General features: G+C 56.8%; 15 protein-coding genes. 8 read left to right on the forward strand and 7 right to left on the reverse strand.

Annotated elements, in window-relative coordinates; all coding sequences use genetic code 11:
• Window positions 1–33 precede the first annotated feature (33 nt).
• From FPL19_RS02190 to FPL19_RS02205, 4 genes are read left to right on the forward strand one after another with little or no spacing between them, the layout of a single operon-like run.
• Window positions 34–1254: an outer membrane protein assembly factor BamB family protein gene (locus FPL19_RS02190; RefSeq protein ID WP_150910181.1), complete on the forward strand. Its 1221-nt coding sequence runs from the start codon at window positions 34–36 to the stop codon at window positions 1252–1254.
• Between the two features lie 45 nt (window positions 1255–1299).
• On the forward strand, window positions 1300–2001 hold the full coding sequence (locus FPL19_RS02195) for a pseudouridine synthase (protein WP_150910183.1): 702 nt from the start codon (window positions 1300–1302) through the stop codon (window positions 1999–2001).
• Window positions 2002–2052: 51 nt separating this feature from the next.
• Window positions 2053–3393: a dicarboxylate/amino acid:cation symporter gene (locus FPL19_RS02200; protein ID WP_150910185.1), complete on the forward strand. Its 1341-nt coding sequence runs from the start codon at window positions 2053–2055 to the stop codon at window positions 3391–3393.
• A complete protein-coding gene (locus FPL19_RS02205) occupies window positions 3390–4034 on the forward strand; it encodes a DsbA family oxidoreductase (RefSeq protein WP_150910187.1) in 645 nt (214 codons plus the stop codon). The genes FPL19_RS02200 and FPL19_RS02205 overlap by 4 nt, the downstream gene beginning before the upstream one ends.
• A 39-nt stretch (window positions 4035–4073) precedes the next feature.
• Here FPL19_RS02205 and putA read toward each other — a convergent pair whose 3' ends face one another.
• The gene (gene putA, locus FPL19_RS02210; protein WP_150910189.1) at window positions 4074–7703 is read right to left on the reverse strand and encodes a bifunctional proline dehydrogenase/L-glutamate gamma-semialdehyde dehydrogenase PutA; all 3630 of its coding nucleotides are present in this window, start codon (window positions 7701–7703) and stop codon (window positions 4074–4076) included.
• Between the two features lie 315 nt (window positions 7704–8018).
• Between putA and FPL19_RS02215 the strand changes: the two genes are divergently transcribed.
• Window positions 8019–8471 (forward strand): Lrp/AsnC ligand binding domain-containing protein, encoded by a 453-nt coding sequence (locus FPL19_RS02215; protein ID WP_150910191.1) that lies wholly within the window; start codon window positions 8019–8021, stop codon window positions 8469–8471.
• A 166-nt stretch (window positions 8472–8637) separates the two neighbouring features.
• Here FPL19_RS02215 and FPL19_RS02220 read toward each other — a convergent pair whose 3' ends face one another.
• Window positions 8638–9072 (reverse strand): SRPBCC family protein, encoded by a 435-nt coding sequence (locus tag FPL19_RS02220; RefSeq protein WP_150910193.1) that lies wholly within the window; start codon window positions 9070–9072, stop codon window positions 8638–8640.
• 38 nt (window positions 9073–9110) lie between these two features.
• Window positions 9111–10139: a threonine aldolase family protein gene (locus FPL19_RS02225; protein ID WP_150910195.1), complete on the reverse strand. Its 1029-nt coding sequence runs from the start codon at window positions 10137–10139 to the stop codon at window positions 9111–9113.
• Between the two features lie 129 nt (window positions 10140–10268).
• Between FPL19_RS02225 and FPL19_RS02230 the strand changes: the two genes are divergently transcribed.
• Window positions 10269–10646 (forward strand): 3D domain-containing protein, encoded by a 378-nt coding sequence (locus FPL19_RS02230; protein ID WP_150910197.1) that lies wholly within the window; start codon window positions 10269–10271, stop codon window positions 10644–10646.
• A 76-nt stretch (window positions 10647–10722) separates the two neighbouring features.
• On the opposite strand, the gene FPL19_RS02235 is transcribed toward FPL19_RS02230, so the two are convergent.
• Both FPL19_RS02235 and FPL19_RS02240 read right to left on the reverse strand, forming a co-directional pair.
• On the reverse strand, window positions 10723–12816 hold the full coding sequence (locus tag FPL19_RS02235) for a hypothetical protein (RefSeq protein ID WP_150910199.1): 2094 nt from the start codon (window positions 12814–12816) through the stop codon (window positions 10723–10725).
• 10 nt (window positions 12817–12826) lie between these two features.
• Window positions 12827–13027 (reverse strand): hypothetical protein, encoded by a 201-nt coding sequence (locus tag FPL19_RS02240; RefSeq protein ID WP_150910201.1) that lies wholly within the window; start codon window positions 13025–13027, stop codon window positions 12827–12829.
• Window positions 13028–13265: 238 nt separating this feature from the next.
• Here FPL19_RS02240 and FPL19_RS02245 point away from each other — a divergent pair, with 238 nt between their 5' ends.
• Window positions 13266–13913: a response regulator gene (locus tag FPL19_RS02245; protein ID WP_150910203.1), complete on the forward strand. Its 648-nt coding sequence runs from the start codon at window positions 13266–13268 to the stop codon at window positions 13911–13913.
• Here FPL19_RS02245 and FPL19_RS02250 read toward each other — a convergent pair.
• Both FPL19_RS02250 and FPL19_RS02255 read right to left on the reverse strand, forming a co-directional pair.
• Window positions 13910–16048, reverse strand: a complete 2139-nt coding sequence (locus tag FPL19_RS02250; RefSeq protein ID WP_150910205.1) for a sensor histidine kinase — start codon at window positions 16046–16048, stop codon at window positions 13910–13912. The two genes, FPL19_RS02245 and FPL19_RS02250, sit on opposite strands and share 4 nt — an antisense overlap.
• 145 nt (window positions 16049–16193) lie before the next feature.
• On the reverse strand, window positions 16194–17513 hold the full coding sequence (locus tag FPL19_RS02255) for a porin (RefSeq protein ID WP_150910207.1): 1320 nt from the start codon (window positions 17511–17513) through the stop codon (window positions 16194–16196).
• A 143-nt stretch (window positions 17514–17656) separates the two neighbouring features.
• Here FPL19_RS02255 and FPL19_RS02260 point away from each other — a divergent pair, with 143 nt between their 5' ends.
• Window positions 17657–18580, forward strand: a complete 924-nt coding sequence (locus tag FPL19_RS02260; protein WP_150910209.1) for a LysR family transcriptional regulator — start codon at window positions 17657–17659, stop codon at window positions 18578–18580.
• The last annotated feature ends 69 nt before the right edge of the window (window positions 18581–18649 follow it).

Here is an 18649-nt window from a genome sequence, read left to right on the forward strand (position 1 = left end):
AATGAAACCAACCTATGGATAGGAGTGTTGTTAATGAGCCGCTATACCCCCCTCAAATGGCCCGCACTGTTTTTTGCTTTTGTCATGCTCGCGGCCTGTACCGCAACCATCAACCCGGAATGGGTAAGTATCTACAACCACAAGGCCGACACCCAGCCTGACCGGCTTTCCTGGTTCGATGATATGCAGGTGGACAGCTACGGCAACCTTGTCATTGCCGCTACCAGCATTCGTGCGAATCTCCAGGAAAGAGTACATGACTTTGCCCTGGTAAAGTATTCGCCTTCTGGCCAACGCCTGTGGGCCAGAGACTACGATTTGTCCACTACGGCCTATGAAAGTGACGACTCCCCCGCTGCGATGGTTCTCGATAGCCGGGATAACGCCTACCTGCTGGTCAACCAGTTCCGCCGCGAGGGTGAGCAGTCTTCCTCAGAAGGTTCGGTTCTGATCAGCTTTGACAGCCAGGGGAATGAACGCTGGCGCCAGCTGCTGGGCAGGAATCAGCCCATGAACGCGCTGACCATTGCCAACGACAACGTCTATGTATCGGGCGTGAAAACCAGCGTCTTTGACCTGAACGGAACGCTACTGCGGACCATTGAGCACCCGAATCACACCGCCCAGTCCGTTGCCGTGAACCTCAATGGCCAGATTCTGCTTGGTGGCGGTTCCGCCATCAGCCTGTATAGCGCCAACGGCGACCAGCTCTGGAGCCAGCCGCTTGCCGATCCGGACTATGGGTTTGGCCAGGCCATCTTCGCCATGGGCGGTGACCTTGTGGCTATCAACGCCCTGGAAGACAACGGTGCGGTCCAGGTTATCCGCTATTCTGCCCAGGGCCAGCAACGTTGGAGCCATATCTTCTCTGCGGCATACCAGAGCTATGGCCTGCCTGGCGAGCCAATGGTCTTCGAAGATAGCCGTGGCGACCTGCTGGTAACCGCCTCAAATGCGGACGGCCATCGCGTCGCAAAGCTGGACTCCGCAGGCCGCGTGGTCTGGAATACACGCTCGAACAAAGGCATTGTCCGCGATGCAGCGCTGAACAATGGCGAGCTGTTCGTGGTGGGCGGCGGTTATAACGGCAAGTACGACCGTAATGGCAATCGCGTGGGGGAATCCAAAGTGGGCCGCAACGTACAGATCACCACCGGCAGCGTGGCGATTGACGGCAACCGTCTTTACGCCGGCTACAGCGCCGAGCAGAACGGCACCTTTGCCCTGTACCTCTCCCAGTATATCAATCAGTAACATCTCATGATTCCAGTTTCATGGCGGGCTCAGTAAAATGCCGCCATGAAACTTTCCCGCTTACTCAGCAACCAGAACGGTGTCAGCCGTAAGCAGGCCAATGCCCTGATCGCGGCCGGCCAGGTAGTGATTGATGGCCAAACCTGTCGTGAACCGGCACAAGAAGTCTGTCGATTCGCCGTCGTCACCTGCCAGGGACAAACCATACAGCCAGGCTATACAGCCCACTATCTGATGCTTTACAAACCTGCTGGCATTTTGAGCGCTACAACCGACAACACCCACACGACCGTCATGGATCTCGTTGATGCCAGCCGCTATCCGGATCTTCACATTGCGGGCAGGCTGGATCGTGCCAGCACCGGCCTGATTCTGCTCACCAACGATGGCCAGTGGTCACGGGCGCTGACGGAACCGGTCTCCGAAAAACCAAAAGTGTACCGGGTAACAACGGCGTATGATTTCTCACCGGATACCATAGATCGGTTCGCCGCCGGCATCTGGTTTGAATACGAGCAGTTGACCACCAGGCCTGCGAAGCTGGAGCCTGTCTCCGGCTGCGTCGCGCGACTGACCATCCACGAGGGGCGCTATCATCAGATCAAGCGCATGTTTCACGCCGTTGGCAATCGCGTCGTCGCACTGCACAGAGAAAAAATCGGCGAGATTCAACTGGACTGCGCACTGGCCCCCGGAGACTATCGACCTCTGTCGCCGCAGGAGATCAACAGCGTCCACCTGGCCTGAATAAGCTATGCTTTAGCTATTCGCTGCACCAATCCAAGGAGGGTTAATCCAATGGTTGAAGCACCCGGCAACCAAAGTCAGGACGCTCCCCGTCCCTTGCGTCACCTGAGCGTGTATCTGGTGGGTCTGGTAAAAGGCCGCCTGTGGCTGAAAGTGCTGGTGGGCATGTTCCTTGGCCTGATTGTTGGAACGCTTCTGGGGCCATCGGTGGGCCTGGTCGAACCTGAACGGGGTCTACTGATTGGCAACTGGCTGGCCTTTCCTGGCCAACTGTTTCTGGCCACTATCCAGATGATCGTTATCCCTCTGGTCATCGCCTCTGTGGTGAGGGGCTTGGCGGCCAGCGAAAATCTCGAGCAACTGCGCAAACTCGGATTTCGGGTCACCAGTTTCTTTGTCGTAACCACCGCATTGGCTGCCGCTATCGGCCTGTGGGTCGGATCTGTTTTGAATCCGGGCGGCATGATGGAGGGCCTGACGCTGCCCGCGACCGGCACTGGCGCCGGGGCAGCGGCAACAATGCCCTCCGCCATGGAACTGCCACAGGCATTGCTTGGGCTTCTGCCCGGAAATCCGCTGGATGCCATGGTCGAAGGCCAGATGCTTCAGGTGGTGATTTTCTCGATCATAGTCGGGGTAGCGCTGGTCAGCATGCCCGAGGAGAAATCCCGCCCCATGCTGGAGCTTCTCGATTCCCTACAGCAGGTCTGCATGACCGTCGTAAAGTGGGCCATGAAACTGGCGCCCTACGCGGTTTTCGGCCTAATGGCGCAACTCACCACTACGATCGGCTTCAAAGCCATGCTTGGCATGGCCTCCTACGTTGCCACCGTTCTGATAGGCCTGCTGGTACTGATGGGTGTCTACATGCTGATCCTTCGCTTTCTTGTCGGGGATTCGCCCTCTGCGTTTCTGCGCAACACCCGCGACGTCCTGCTGCTGGCGTTCTCTACCTCCAGCTCAGCTGCGGTCATGCCCCTGTCGATCCGCACGGCTGAGGATAAACTCAAGGTGCGACCCTCGATTTCCCAGTTTGTAATTCCCCTCGGCGCCACCATAAACATGAATGGCACCGCCCTTTATCAAGCGGTAGCGACGGTCTTCCTGGCGCAGGTCTATGGCATTGATCTGAGCATGGGCAGCATGGCTCTGGTGGTTGCCATGGCGGTAGGAGCGTCCATTGGTTCGCCGGCAACACCGGGCGTGGGGATCGTAATTCTTGCCATGGTTCTTCAGACTGTGGGGGTTCCCCCTGCCGGGATCGCATTGATCATGGGCGTTGATCGTATTCTGGACATGTGCCGAACCGCCATCAACGTCACTGGAGATCTTCTTACCTGCCGGATCATGGAACGTCTGGCTCCAGACCAAGCACCCTTAGGAGAACCATGACCGAACTCAAGTTAGACATCGTTTCCGATATTGCCTGTCCCTGGTGCGCCATTGGATATGCCAGATTGGAAGAGGCCATGGAGGCCCTGAAAGACGAGATGGATTTCAGCATTCAGTGGCATGCCTTTGAGCTGAACCCGGACCCTGGCGCACAGGCCGAACCGATTCTGCCAGCACTGGCCCGCAAATATGGCCGTAGTGAGGCAGAGGTTCGGGAGAACCAGGACCAGATGATGGAGGTCGCCCGGGACCTGGGCCTGAACTTTGAAAAACTTCAGGAACGCTATACCCGTAATACGTTCGATGCGCACCGGCTGGTGAAATGGGCAGGCGATCAGGGCCGACAGACAGACATGAAAATGGCGTGCTTCGAGGCCTATTTCGGACGGGCAGAGAATATTTCGGATACCGAGGTACTGGTTGGCTGTGCTGAAAGCGCAGGATTGGACGGCAACCAGGCAAGAACTGTGCTGGACTCCGATCAATACGCCGAGGCAGTCCGGGAGGACGAGGCAAAGTACCAGCAGGCAGGTGTATCCGCCGTGCCGGCCTACATCATCAACCAGACCTATCTGATATCAGGCGCCCAGGAACCAGCCACTCTGATTCAGGCCTTTCGAGAAATAGCCGAGGAAATCTGAAAAAAGAATGCCCCCATTCGGGGGCATTCTTTGGCCGCCCTATTCCGAGGCAGCAATCAGACTGGCGTTACCACCGGCCGCAGTGGTGTCGACGCACACGTGGCGCTCTACCACGTAACGCTGATCCAGCCTGTGCTCGGTAATCAGCGGCAGCAACGCGCCTTCTCGCTTCATCAACGCCTGACGATAGGGCTTCAACAGCGACGGCTTGGCACAGCTGACCACCGCGTGAAAACCATCGACGGTTTCAATTGCGTCCGGCTCCACACGGCCTTCAACGCCGACCACCGGTAGACCGGCCTTGGCTGCACGGTCAAGGATATGGTTGATACCCAGCGCAATCACCACCGCCTTATTCCCCTGAGCCACAGCCATGGTCATCTGTTCGATGGCCGTGTCCTTATCCGGGCCCAGACACAACACTGTGCCACGGGCGTGGTTGCTCAGCCGATTGGATTCGCCGGTTGGGCCTGGCAGCTCCTCTACGTGAGCATCCAGCGGCTCCGGCACTGAGTCGAAAATCAGTTTCATGGATTCGACTCGCGCTTTCGGCTCCTGGGTTTCCATCCTTTCCAGCTGGGTGATCAGGCTCTTCAGCTTCTTGGCATCTACCTTGTCACCGCCGGATTCGGTGGTGGTCTGAACGGTCTCGCCTTTCATGAACCGGCGCACATACTGCGGTCCGCCCGCCTTCGGACCTGTGCCTGACAGGCCTTCGCCGCCAAAGGGCTGGGAACCGACGATAGCACCGATCTGGTTCCGGTTGACGTAGGTATTGCCGACCTTGATGCGCCGGGTAATGCGGTCCACCCGAGTGTCAACCCGGCTATGAACGCCGAAGGTCAGGCCATAGCCCTTGGCATTGATGTCGTCCACGACCTTGTCAATGTCCTTGGCATCAAAGGTGGCCACATGCAGCACGGGGCCGAAGATCTCTTCTTCCAGATCCTCAATACCGTTAACCCGTATCACCGCAGGCGACACGAAGTTGCCAGTGTGGGGCACTGACAGTTTCTTCAGCAGCTGATCCTTGTTCTCGTATTTCTTGCAGTGATCGACAATCTTCTTCGCGGACGGGTCATCAATGACCGGTCCGACGTCGGTCGACAATAGCCAGGGGTCGCCAATACCCAGTTCTTCCATGGCGCCGTACAGCATCTCCAGTAGATGATCGGCCACATCCTTCTGGATATAAAGCATTCTCAACGCCGAACAACGCTGACCGGCACTCTGGAAAGACGATGCCAGTACGTCGCGAACCACCTGTTCCGGCAGTGCGGTTGAATCCACAATCATGGCGTTCAGGCCGCCGGTTTCCGCCACCATCACCGCATCCGGCGCCATGTTTTCGGTCATGGCCTTGTCGATAACCTTGGCGGTATTGGTGGAACCAGTGAAGCAGACGCCCGCCACACGGGAATCCGAAGTCAGCCCTGCACCCACGGTCTTGCCGGTGCCCGGCAGCAACTGGATAGCATCCTTGGGAATGCCCGCTTCGTGCATCAGTTCCACAGCGCGCGCCGCCAACAGTGATGTCTGTTCCGCCGGCTTGGCCAGAACTGTGTTACCTGCCACCAGGTTTGCCAGGATCTGGCCTGTGAAAATGGCCAACGGGAAGTTCCAGGGCGAGATACACACTACCGGCCCCCGGGCTTCTCCACTGTCTTTGTAGCGAATACCCTCATTGGCGTAGAAATGGGCGAAGTCGACTGCCTCGCGGATTTCGGCCACGGCGTCCGACAGGGATTTGCCCGCTTCGCGACTGGTCAGGGCAAACAGCTCATAGGTGTTCGCTTCGTAGAGGTCAGCAACTTTGCGCAGGCAGGCTGCACGATCCTCTGCGGGCACAGCCGACCAGGATTTGAAACCTTTTTCAGCGGCAGAAATGGCCGTATCGATGTCGGTCTCATCCGCCTGGGTTACGTGTCCGACCAGATCATCCGGGTTAGCCGGGTTGCGCACCACTTGAACCTCAGAGCCCGATACCTTGCCCGCAATCAGTGGCCCACCTTTCCAGTGATGCTCCTTGTAGGCGCCACGGCCTTTTTCGATGGCCTCCATAGTGACCGGATCAGTCAGATCCCAGCCTTTGGAGTTGCGGCGATTCTCTCCGAAAATATCGAAAGGATGCACAATCGCCTTGCTGGAGATGTCCTTGCCCATTTCCTTGACCGAGTCGATCGGGTCCCTAGCAATCATCTCCGGGGTGATGTCTTCATCGACGATCTGGTTCACAAACGAGCTGTTGGCACCGTTTTCCAGAAGACGACGCACCAGGTACGCCAGCAGCTCGCGGTGGGGGCCAACCGGCGCATAAATCCGGCAGGGTACGCCGCTTTCCTTCATCACCTGGCTGTGCAGGGATTCACCCATGCCGTGCAGGCGCTGAAACTCGTAGTTGGCTTCACCACGAACCCGCGCCAGTTCAAGAATAGCCGACACCGAGTGGGCGTTATGGGTGGCGAACTGCGGATAGATGCGGTCCGTCATGTTCATCAGCTTGGTGGAACAGGACAGGAAGGACACATCACTGCAGGCCTTGCGGGTAAATACCGGAAAACCATCCAGCCCCATCACCTGTGCACGCTTGATCTCGGCATCCCAGTAGGCGCCTTTGACCAATCGCACCATAATGCGGCGGTCGTATTTTTCCGCCAGCCCGTAAAGCCAGTCCAGTACGAACGATGCCCGCTTACCATAGGCCTGAACCACCACACCGAAGCCGTTCCAGCCGGCCAGGTCCGGATCGCTCAACAGCGCCTCGATTACATCCATCGACAGATCCAGCCGGTCCTGCTCTTCGGCATCAATGTTAAAGCCCATGTTGGCTGCGGCCGCCTTGTGGACCAGGCGCTTGGCCCGTGGCACAAGCTCTTTCATCACCCGGTCTTTGTTGCCGTATTCGTAACGGGCAAGCAAAGCAGACAGCTTTACGGAAATACCGGGATTCTTGCGCACATCACCACTGCAATGCACGGCAATGCTATCGATGGCATCCGAGTAGGAGTTGTAGTACCGCTGGGCGTCGTGGTCGGTGCGGGCCGCCTCCCCGAGCATGTCGTAGGAATAGGTGTAGCCCTTGGCCATGTAACCTTCGCCAGCTTTCTGGGCTTCCTTGATATCACGGCCCAGCACGAACTGCCGGCCCATTTCTTTCATTGCCAGACCCGCAACGGTGCGAATCACCGGCTCGCCCAGACGTTTGAGCAACCTGCGCAAAGTCTCGACAACGCTCTGGCGTTCGGACTCGGTCAGAAGGTTGCTGGTCATCAGCAGGGCAATGGTCGCGGTGTTGATCAGGGACGAATCGGCCTTGCCAACATGCTCGCCCCAGCTGCCCGCGGTGATCTTGTCTTCGATCAAATCGTTAATGGTTGTGCTATCCGGCACCCTCAGCATGGCTTCGGCCAGACACATCAGCGCGACACCTTCTTTGGTGCTCAGCCCGTATTCCGCCAGAAACTTTTCCATAATGGTCGCTTTGGCGTTTTTACGGACGTTACGGACAAGCTCTGCTGCGCGGGCGGAAATCGCCTTACGCTCCTCCTGGGTCAACTGGGCGCCGGCAATCATTTCACTGATAACGGTGTATTCATCGGCCAGATAATAATCACGTACGGCCTGCCGGCTATCGACTAGCTCGGGCGTTTCTGATTGCAGCGGTCTCATAGTTGAACCCTCATATTTGTGAGTCTTGTTAGTCTCTCCGCATTCTACCGAGAACCATCAAGACAATTTCACTGTAAAAATTGCATTTGCAGACCTTTCCGGCTTTTTTGTCGACTTAAACTTGCCACTTTTCTTGAATAAAGTTTACTGAGAAGACAAAACGCCTTAATCTTGACTCCGGGAGACGCCACCAGCCTTAACAATTGCTGGCTCTAAATCGACCTCCTGTAAGGCCTGTCGGGTAACTCTATTGTTTCAGCTTAGTAGCTTTAAAGGGTTTACGCAGGGGAGTCTGCTAAAGATCAGGAGGTAAACATGGTTGAACTGGACCGGATAGATCATTCAATCATCCGCGAACTGCAGAAGAACGCCCGGGTGACAATCACCGAGTTGGCCTCCCGGGTCGGGCTCTCCAAAACGCCCTGCCAGGTGCGGATGCGCAGGCTCGAAGAGCAGAATTACATCACCGGATATACCGCGCTGGTCAACCACACCAAACTGGGCCAGAACCATATCGCCTTTGCCGAAGTGAAGCTCAACGATACCAGCAGCCAGGCACTGGGGGCTTTTAACGAGGCCGTCACGCAGATATCCGCAGTTGAGCAGTGCCATATGATTGCGGGTAATTTTGATTACCTCCTCAAAGTGCGTACCGGCAACATGGCCGAATACCGCCGGGTTCTCGGCGAACAAATCTCGGCCCTACCCCACGTACTGCAGACAAGCACCTTCGTAGTGATGGAGAACGTCAAGGATGTCGGCCTGTAGAAACGTCCCTTATTACGGAGAAATGCATCTTCTGATGCGCACGCTTTGGCCGGATTGCATATCAGTGATCCGGGGTTAAATACCCCGTAGTGGCTGTGTTCAGGAAAGGAGCTTAATAAGGGCGCGGTGGGCTGCTGAAGCTCCACACCGCGAGTACGCTCCTGGTTCAGCGTCTATCGATCGCTTTGAGAAGGGAATCAAATGCCTTTGAAAACTGCTTCTGAGCTAGCTTGTCCAGGACATGGCCCGCCAGAGGCAGCTTGATATGGCCGGTCGAGATCCAGATCACCCGGGTGCCCTCTCCGCTGCGATGAAGCGTGATCTCTCCGCGCCGATGATCCAGCGGGAACGGTCTGGATTTTTCGATCCGGTAATGCATTTTATTCGGGCGCTCAAACTCAGTAATTCGCTCGTGCAGCTCCAGCGGCCCTGCACCAATGATTCTGAGTGCGCCTTCACCGTTTTTCTCCTGGCTGCCATGTTCGACCAGAACGGACCGGTCAACGCCGGGGAACTGATCATAGGCGGCGTGATCACTCAACGCCTCAAAAACCGACTCTATGTCTTTTCCGACAAACCGTTCGACATGAATATGAAACATAACCGGTATTTCCCTTCCTACCGCAGTTGATACTGACGTCAGACAAGCGCTTCCAGATCCGCCAGAAATCGATCAATCTGATCGGGGCGGGTGGCCCAGGAACACATCAACCGGGCCGAACCGCCGATGAAGGTATAAAAATGCCAGCCTTTCTCCCGTAATGCCAACTGGACATCGTCGGACAGGTCAACGAACACGCCATTTGCCTGCCGGGGGTAACGCAATTGAACACCCGGCAGCCTGGCAAGACCTCGCTCCAGTCGCGCGGCGCAGGCATTAGCATGGCGGGCATTCGCCAACCACACGTCGTTCTCCAGCAAGCCGCACCAGGGCGCAGAAATGAAACGCATTTTGGAAGCAAGCTGGCCCGCCTGCTTGCACCGCCACTCAAAATCTTCCGCCAGGGCTTTATTAAAGAAAACCACTGCCTCCCCCAACGCCAGACCATTCTTGGTGCCGGAAAAGCACAGCACGTCCACGCCCGCTTTCCACGTAATTTCCGACGGATGCACATCCAGCGCCGCAACGGCATTGGCAAATCGGGCGCCGTCCATATGAACTCGCAGACCGTGCCTGTCTGCGGTCGCCCGGATAGCCTGGAGTTCTGCAGGTGTGTAGACCGTGCCCACTTCGGTGGCCTGGGTCAGGCTGACCACCTTTGGTTTCGGGTAGTGGATGTCGGTGCGTTTGGTGGTCAGATGCTCAATACTTTCCGGCGTCAGTTTGCCATTCGGCCCCGCCCCAAGAAGCAACTTGGCGCCGTTGGAGGCGTATTCCGGACCGCCGCATTCATCCGTCTCGATATGAGCCAGCTCGTGACAGATCACACTGTGGAAGGACTGGCCCATGGACGCCAGGGCCAGTGAGTTGGCCGCAGTTCCATTGAACACGAAGAACACCTCGCAGTCCGTATCAAACAGACGCCTGAGCCCGTCCGCAGCCTGCTGGGTCCAGCGATCTTCCCCATAAGCCGGTTCGTCGGCCTCGTTGGCCCGGGCCATGGCCTGCCAGGCTTGTGGGCAAACGCCGCTGTAGTTGTCACTTGCAAACTGCTCTGACTCCGCCAAATCGAAACTCCCCGGGGCTGTGAAACGTAAACTCCTGTCATAAGAGAGCTAAATTACACGATTTGTGGTGAATCACCATCGCACTATGATCGTATGCGTGTGGACATGTTCAGGACAGAAGGAAAAAAAATGACACGACTCCTAGCCGCTTTGACCGCGACCGCCATTCTCGCAGGCTGCAGTGGCGGCAATCCCAGGGAAGTAACGGCAACGGCCTATAACTCAGTAAACAGCCAGACAAAGGCAGGCGATCCCACTCTCACCGCATGGGGCGATACGCTGAAGCCGGGCATGAAAGCCATCGCGGTCTCCCGGGATTTAATTGACGACGGGCTGACCCACGGCACAGAAGTGAAAATCGAGGGCCTTCCCGGGACCTACATCGTTCGCGACAAGATGAACAAACGCTGGGAAGACAAGATTGATATCTACATGGGGCTGGACGTAGAAGCCGCCAAAGAGTGGGGCAAACGCACAGTCACCATCTCCTGGAAGGAAGAAGAGTAAGGCGCCCACTGGCGCCCCACCCGTTTTTCTTCGATATGCCGAGCTTTGCCCGTCAAACCTCTGTTTGAAGTTCCGACTAGCAGGGCTCGTCTGCACTACACAGGTTTACCCTGAAAATACCGTTCTTTCCATCCGATGGAACAAAGGTGCCGTCAGGCTGAAGGCCGTAAATACCGTCACGATCAAACCGGAGTGAAATGACCAGTTCAACGGCCGAGGCCATCTTGTAGTCCAGGATTTCAGTCACCTCACCATATTCGACTCCGTCAACGGCAAACTGCTGCTGTTCGCGGACGATCAGCCGGGTATATCCTGCAGGGCTGGTGGCAAGCAAAATCCTGCGCGGGTTTGACGAGTCGGACTCATCGCTGGCCTGGAAAGCGGCCCAATCATCGCGGCTCAGCTTCAGCCTGGGAGCAGGGCTTACGCTCGGTACGTCAAGATCCACCGAAGATGCGTCGGGTAGGCCGCGCACCGGGTCGCCCTCAGCGAAATATCGTTGAATGCTGGTGTTGGTGCCGTCATTCGTCCAGAACAGCAGGGTATCCTCGTCCGAAACCGCGCCGGCATTCGCCAGAAACGCAACCTTGTCGTTTGCGCCCACATCAAAGGCGCCCCCACCCCCGATAAAATCGGTAATCTCCATCGTCGATCCGTCTTCGAGCAGGAACAGCTGGTCGGTGCGGACAACTTTGGTAAAGTCGCTGTTATCCACCGAGTTTGTATACAGCCCCCTGAACCCGAAAGACGAAACATCGCGCTGTGCCAGGTAAAACACCTCGCCGTTATCGGTTATGCGGACCGTTGCGCTACCCAGATCGTCGATAGAATCCCTTGCAGAGCTGCCCGTCTCCCTCACCGCTTCTGTAAACGTGCCGCCAGCACTGCGGACGTAGACGCCGGAGTTCGAAGAGTCAGGCAGCGAAGTACCATCGGCGTTGCGAACGGCCAGCCCGAATGCGAGCTGGCCCGCCGGGTTCTGGTCGTATTCCTTGGAGCCGAAGAAATTCGGTTCCAGGTTGCCGGGCAGGTCCGTTACAGCCCGACGCAGGGATTGCTCCTTCTGGCCAGCGCCAGTAATCGTCCAGAAAGCGCCGCCGACCGAGTAGGGCGAGTCATCAACAACCTCAAAACCATCCGTATTGGAGCCGGGTTTGAACGTCACCCCGCCAGCCCCGTCAATGCTGAGAGATCCGAAGAGCCTGTTACCCTGGATATTCTCGGTGAAATAAATATCGCCGGCGTCCATCGTGGGGAAGCTTGTGCCACCGCGCCTCGGCTCGCCCTCGCGAGCAATAAGGCCCGTCACTCCCGCCGTATTGCGCAAGAGCACCTCGTTATTCAGACCATCCACGTCGTCTGTCGACGAACCGGCCGACTGCCGGTTGAGAATCCCGCTGAAAATAATCTGGTCGCTATCTGCGGCCAGAACCTCAAGGAACCCGTTGTAAGAGGCATCACTGGACGGCAGCGTCGTATCATCCGCCTGGACAAGCTCAACGCCAGAGCCGGCGCTCTGGCGAAAAACGCCGTCTCTAAGGGACCCGCTGCTATCGGTCTGGTCCGTTGAACCCAGAAACGCTATTGTGCCAAGTCTATTGGTATCAAAGCGCAATTGGGTGCCCACGGCATCATTGAACACGGCTCCGCCGCCAATACCGGGAGCCGTATCGCCGCTGACCACGACGGCTGTGATGCCGCTATCCAGCCCATCCAGCGTCACCTCATCCGAATCCGTACAGCCAGCACTATTGCAGGCAGCCACGACATAACGGGCGCCGTTGCGCTCGGTCAGGCTAATGTTGTTTACGTATTCGTTCGTTGTCAGGTCGGGACCGATCCGGGAAAAACCACTCACGCCGTCCGGATCTTCGAACACTCGATAAGACGTGGCCTCCGCAACGTCCGGCCAGGTAAAAGTCAGTGTCCAGTCGTCGTAGGACGGGGTAACTACCGGCGCTGCGGGTGCGTCGGAAACGGTACCGCCGTCTCCGCCACCATCGCCATCATCGCCACTGCCGTTATCGCCACCACCCCCTGTACTGGTTTCATCGCCTGTCGTGGTGGCGCTGTTGTCGTTGTCCCCGTCGAACCAGTCGCAGGCAGCCAATGAAAAACACACGGCGATGATAGTGAGAACCCTGATCGTAAACAGACTTATCGTTTTCATGGTTTTATCCTTAAAAGTTAGTCTCTGGGAATCCTTTCACCTTGCGGTCAAGGGAATCATCCGCTTTCTGCTCAACGCTGTCTTCCAGCTGTATCGATGAACGCTCACCGCTCTCCTGAGCCTCTATCGTTGCCTGCCCTGCTACCGCTGACAGCACAAAAGCAATCAAAAATCCAAATGCCATAACCTGTAGAATGAACGATGTTTTCATTGCACTGCCTCCTGGCTGAGTCTGACCCCCATCTCCACTGCTCATCAGACCTGTGAAATGAGCGTATCGGGAACGAACAAAGTCCGGCAGACCGCAACTGGGGGGCAACCTGCCAGCTTTGACCCCCTCATTCGCGGGGGGTATCTTGATAAGGAACCCATCGGATTGAGCAATTGGAGCGTAATCAATACCAGGTACCAGATATGGACATACCCACTGTGGGTTTCAGGATGATGCGATGAAGTTGGGGTTTTTACTGGAAGATCATGGAGGCGCCCAAGACTGGCTGCAGGGCGTTTTGACGGAAGTATTCCCGGGCATTTCCGTGACTGTATCTGGTCGCCTCGGTGAGGCCAGGGACAAGCTGTCTCACTTGCTTCAGGCTGGTTTCACGCCGGATATCGCGCTGATCGATCTGAGCCTGCCCGATGGCACCGGTATCGACTTTATACGTGATCTGCGCGAGCAGGCTCCGGAATGCCTCTGCATTGTGGTGACCATCCATGACGACGACCGTCATGTCTTCCCTGCGCTCAGGGCCGGTGCCCGCGGCTATCTGCTCAAGCAACAGCCCCAGGCAGAGCTGGCCCGACGCCTCGCCGGCTTGATTGAGGACGAGCCGCCTTTATCTCCCTCGGTAGCTCGCCGGGTGCTGGCGACCTTTGCGCCGCCCGACACCTCAAGCCAGCCAGACCTGACGCCGCGGGAGCAAGAAGTACTGGAGCTGATCGCCAAGGGATTCACGCTCGCTCAGGTGGGACAGGCACTGGGTATCACACGCCACACCACGGCTGGCTATGTCAAAAGCGTTTACCGCAAACTGGAAGTCTCATCACGGGCGGAAGCCACCCGCGAAGCCATGCGAATGGGCATGATTGATCGCTAGCTGGCAGGCATTTGCAGCTCAATCTCGAAGCCTTCCCCTGGATCTGTTCGCCATTCCACAGATCCGCCAAGATCACGAGCGCGGACCTGCATGGTTTTTAGCCCATGGCCATCGCCCATTCCCGCAGACATGTCGAACCTGCCATTATCCTGGACGCGCACGGTCAACTGGCCACCGTGAATGCGCCACACAACCTGCACACGATCGGCCCCTGAATGCTTGATGATATTAGAAATTGCCTCGCGCACGATTCGGGCGATGTTCGTGGCAGCACGCGCAGACAGATCCTGGTCTGGCAGATCGGAGCCGCCCTGCCATTCCAGATCGATGCCGGAATCGTTCAGACGCTGGCGTACCTCCCCCTCACAGGCATTGGCCACATCCACCAGACTAACGGCTTGGCCCGAGGCGGTATCCACCAGGCCATGAAGGTCGGCCAGCGCCGAACGGGCAACCTCCCGGACATTGTCGGTTTCGGCAACGTAGACAAGGCTCAGAAGCCGCGCACCCAAATCGTCGTGCAGATCGCGCATGATACGGCTGCGCTCTCTTTCTGCACCGGCATCTCTTGCCTGCAGAGCCTGCAGGGCTTTTCCCGTAAGGTCATACAGCAGGTTTGCCACCCGCATGTCCTCCTTGTTGAAAAGCCGCGCGCCGTTACTGGCGAATTCCAGCGTTGCCCGCTGATGATCACCTGGCAAAGGAGGCATCTCCATCAGTACACCGTCGCCAGACACCACAACAGCTTCCTGCTGACCCATCGCATCCGGCATTTGCAGACTAAGCGGCTGAAAGGTCATCCGCAGCAGGTCCGGCCAGGCCCGGCGGACTTCCGCCTCGGTTGTGGCAGAAAAAAGCTTATCGACCAACTCTCTGAGCGCCTCATTCAGGGAAATACCGGTTCGCTGACCGAAGCGGGCCCAAAGCCACTGGCGAAGCGGAAAGTACACCCAACCGGCAATGGCGAGCGAGAGGGTCAGCGCGTAGGTACTTGTTAAGCCTGCCCCCATGATCAACACGGCGTCCAGTACCAGCACCATCAAACCTCCGGCAAACCACAGCCAGGTCTTGAACCACCAACGCTCAATATCGAACAGCCGATAACGCACCAGCCCCGCAGCAATGCCCAGATAAAGAATCAGATAGGCGCCAAAACCCACCAGTAAAGGCACCAGCGGGGGATAACCAAAGGCAGGAGGAATGATCACAAGTCCCATCAACAGGATGCTGCCAAGGAAAATCGCCAACACACACCATTTAAGGGCGGCCCGCTCCAGAGGACGCCCCCGGGAAGCCACCCACTGAGCGCCCGCAAAAATCAGCCCCAGCACATACCCGACTACCACCGGTAGATAAACAGTCAGTTGAGCGCTGTCGCCCACTTGAAGCTCGCTCAGCACCCACATTGCCAGCGCAATCAGAATCATCAGCGTGGGGACGGGAAACCGGGCGAGCGGGCGCGGGTAAACCCAGAACAAAGAGACCAGAGAGGCATTAACCATCAGGGTGGCCAGGTGATTGACGGCAGCAACCGTCTCGAACACGTCGCCACTCAATATAAACTCCCGGTCGCCGTATATGGCGAGGGTGAGGGTATTGACCATGGTTGCCACGCCCGACATCGCATAAAGTCGGGTGGCCACGCTTTGTGGACGGAAAGCCCAGATCCCCACCGCCACGAGGAGCGCAATCAGCCCATAGAAGGTATGAACGGCAAAGCCGCCAGTCAGCTGCTGCCAGGGCGTATCAATCGCCGCGGCCGGCACCCGCTCGCCTGAGTCCAGCACGAAGTCGCCGTTTCCTGAGCGAAGCGCGCGGTCAAGGTCCGTCTGGCGCTGCATGAACAGGTTCAGATCGCTGTAGCTAAGAAGATCCGGCTCTTCCATGACCAGATTGCCATCAAGTTGAATGCGTGTGCCGTCAGCAGTCTCAACGGCGACAAGCACGCTCCCGACGGGAATGACACCAGCGTTCGGAGAATCCCGATGCACGCTCTCTACCCGAAGGCCATCCGGACTGGTATGGGGAGACAGCTCCAGACCAAGCCAGGGCGAAGAAAGCGAAACCTGCGCTGACACCGCAATGGCCAAAATGGCCAACACGGTAATCAACAGAAACCGCTGCCTTGGCGCCAACTGGAGTCCTCCACATTTCCTTTGTATTGTTTCCAGACTAGCGGGACAGGACAGTATTTGCGACACCCTGAATGGGGGGATGAACCAAAAAAAGCCCCTGCGGGGCAGGGGCAAAAGACACAACGATGACGCTGCTTTGAACTCTTTAGAATTTCACTCGCAAACCGGTGGTGACGATGGTTATGTCCTCAAACTGCGGCGCATAACAGGTGTTTCCTGACGTAGTACACCATTCGGCACGTTCGTGGCTGTGGACCTTGGCACCTGCGTAGGCGTCAAACAGATCGGTTGGGCTGTAAACATAGCCGACACCGACAACGGAACCTTTCTCATCGTTCTTGTTCCGGTCGCGAGTCTCGCCGTAATGGATATCGAACGCGTGAGTGCGATTCGGGCGATAACCAAACTTCACGTAACGGAACTGGCCAAGTTCGCTGTTGGTCGCATCAAACGTGTCTGTCGCTTCCTCTTCTGTCAGGTCCTCTGCGCGGTTCACCGCCGCCAACGTGAGGTTCAGGCCCGTGTCGCTGTGAAAATAAGAAACGGAACCGCCGTAGGTGCTTACATCCGGAGCATCGGTTCTCAAATTGCCCGTGCAGTCATCTTCAAAGGAATCTTCACTGGGATCATAACGTTCACAGAGGTTGGCATTGGGGTCGCCGAAATTCTGCGTTGCCCGGGAATAACCCGCACCAATCAACATGCGCCCCCCAGGGACGCGCAACCCTGACTTGATGCCAAATTGCACAATAGAATCCTGCCCGTCGCTGCCATCATGGCCGGCACTGGCAGAGATCGTGACCGGGCCAATCCGGGGACTGTCGTAGCGGATGCGCTGGTGACGGCCGTCGAAGTTATAGTCACGGATACTGCCAGATATGCTCACTTCGTTACCGAACGGGTCGGCCTCGTCAAACGGATTGGTTTCCGGAGGTGTGCGGTTCGGCCGCCTTCTGACGGAGGACGGGAAGGGTTTGAGCTTGAACCTCAGCTCGCCACCAATCAGGCTGGGATTACGGAAACTGATCACACCAGTACCCGAATAATCTCGACGGCCGGCGTCATAAGCAGCACCTTCGCCCATACCCAATGTCAATTTACCGTAGGGTGAGTCGACGAAAACGTCGGTGATTCGCTCATCAATCTCGGGCCCGGTATTTTTCTGGGCGGGGTCAACGTCATTAGACGCGTTGGCAAAAACTCCCACCTCGATGAGAGCGCCCGCTGTCCAGCCTTCGATGATCCGCTGGGTACCGCCGATATTGAAGCGCGTCGGGCTGTTACGGTTATCCACGTGGTAAAACTCTTGGTCCGAGCCAAGACCCAGCTGGTCCGCGTTGTAACCGTCTTTCGCGAACATAATTGCCCTGTTCACCTGGCCACCTACCTCAACTTCAAGGGCCTGTGTCGGGGATGCGGCGATGCTGAAAAGGCCCGCCGCCAGTATTGATTTAGAAAACCTCATATTGCCTCCGGTTTCTTGTTTTGCACTGACTCGTCAGTGGCGTTTTCTGTCTTCACCCCCTTTATCGGCTACTCTTGATACCTATGTAAATTGAAAACATTAGATAGGTATATGCGTTTTATGCATCTAAGTCGGAGAATCAAATGAATATCAAAAAGTTGAAATGCTTCCGTGCGGTGGTGATTCACGGCTCGTTGGTATCGGCCGCCTCCATCATGAATCTTAGTCAACCAGCGACCAGTCGTCTGATATCTACGCTGGAGGACGAGTTGAAGCTTAAATTGTTCAAACGGGAGAAGCGTCGTCTGGTGCTGACGCCAGAGGGAAAAGAGTTCTATCGGGAAGCGGAAAAAATACTGGCCAACCTGGATGACCTGCCTCGCATTGTCGGCGAAATCAAGGCTGGTGGCACTCGAACGTTGCGCATCGTTGCGCTTGCAAGGCTTGCCAACAGCCTTGTCTCGCCGGCCCTTGCAAAATTTGTATCACAAAATCCGGAACAGCGTTTCAGCGTCGATGTTCGTGGCCACCGGGACATAGAACAATGGGTGGCCGGTCGCCATTACGACATTGCTGTTGCGCTCACCAAGCCCTGCAACCATCCCTCGGTGATTCAACGGCCGTTCTTCGATACCGACGCAATGGTGATGGTGCCCAAGGGACATCCCCTTGAAGCGCTGGAGGCAGTCACCGCGGAGCAAATGGCAGAGCACGACATTATCGCCCTAGCGCCTGGCCTGCGACCCAGATTCCAGATGGAAGAGATTTTCCACTCAGCCGGCGTGGACCTGGATTGCAAAATTGAAACGACCTCCAGCGTACTGGCCTGCCAGATGGTTGTGGAAGGTCTGGGTGTGACCATCATTGACCGACTGGCGGCCATGGCCGTCGATAAAGAACGCTTCACCCTCCGCCCTCTGGCCCCGAACTACCGGCTCCAGTTCGTACTGTTGTTTCCACCGGGTTTCGAGGAGACCTCCGCTACGACCAGTCTGGTGCGCTGTCTACAGAATCAGGTCCGTGAATCTTTGGGGGAGCACGCCACCATGACGGGCGACCCGGATTAATGATGCATTAATTGCATAGAAATATGACTTATATTCAATTTTAAAATCAATTCGCCCTACCTAGACTGG

It is taken from the genome of Marinobacter halotolerans, assembly GCF_008795985.1.
Taxonomy (GTDB): Bacteria; Pseudomonadota; Gammaproteobacteria; order Pseudomonadales; family Oleiphilaceae; genus Marinobacter; species Marinobacter halotolerans.

Excerpts from the sequence above, each read along its gene's own strand:
- FPL19_RS02190 (WP_150910181.1), top strand. The coding sequence starts at position 34 with ATGAGCCGCTATACCCCCCTCAAATGGCCCGCACTGTTTTTTGCTTTT.
- FPL19_RS02195 (WP_150910183.1), top strand. The coding sequence starts at position 1,300 with ATGAAACTTTCCCGCTTACTCAGCAACCAGAACGGTGTCAGCCGTAAG.
- FPL19_RS02200 (WP_150910185.1), top strand. The coding sequence starts at position 2,053 with ATGGTTGAAGCACCCGGCAACCAAAGTCAGGACGCTCCCCGTCCCTTG.
- FPL19_RS02205 (WP_150910187.1), top strand. The coding sequence starts at position 3,390 with ATGACCGAACTCAAGTTAGACATCGTTTCCGATATTGCCTGTCCCTGG.
- putA (WP_150910189.1), bottom strand. The coding sequence starts at position 7,703 with ATGAGACCGCTGCAATCAGAAACGCCCGAGCTAGTCGATAGCCGGCAG.
- FPL19_RS02215 (WP_150910191.1), top strand. The coding sequence starts at position 8,019 with ATGGTTGAACTGGACCGGATAGATCATTCAATCATCCGCGAACTGCAG.
- FPL19_RS02220 (WP_150910193.1), bottom strand. The coding sequence starts at position 9,072 with ATGTTTCATATTCATGTCGAACGGTTTGTCGGAAAAGACATAGAGTCG.
- FPL19_RS02230 (WP_150910197.1), top strand. The coding sequence starts at position 10,269 with ATGACACGACTCCTAGCCGCTTTGACCGCGACCGCCATTCTCGCAGGC.
- FPL19_RS02235 (WP_150910199.1), bottom strand. The coding sequence starts at position 12,816 with ATGAAAACGATAAGTCTGTTTACGATCAGGGTTCTCACTATCATCGCC.
- FPL19_RS02240 (WP_150910201.1), bottom strand. The coding sequence starts at position 13,027 with ATGAAAACATCGTTCATTCTACAGGTTATGGCATTTGGATTTTTGATT.
- FPL19_RS02245 (WP_150910203.1), top strand. The coding sequence starts at position 13,266 with ATGAAGTTGGGGTTTTTACTGGAAGATCATGGAGGCGCCCAAGACTGG.
- FPL19_RS02255 (WP_150910207.1), bottom strand. The coding sequence starts at position 17,513 with ATGAGGTTTTCTAAATCAATACTGGCGGCGGGCCTTTTCAGCATCGCC.
- FPL19_RS02260 (WP_150910209.1), top strand. The coding sequence starts at position 17,657 with ATGAATATCAAAAAGTTGAAATGCTTCCGTGCGGTGGTGATTCACGGC.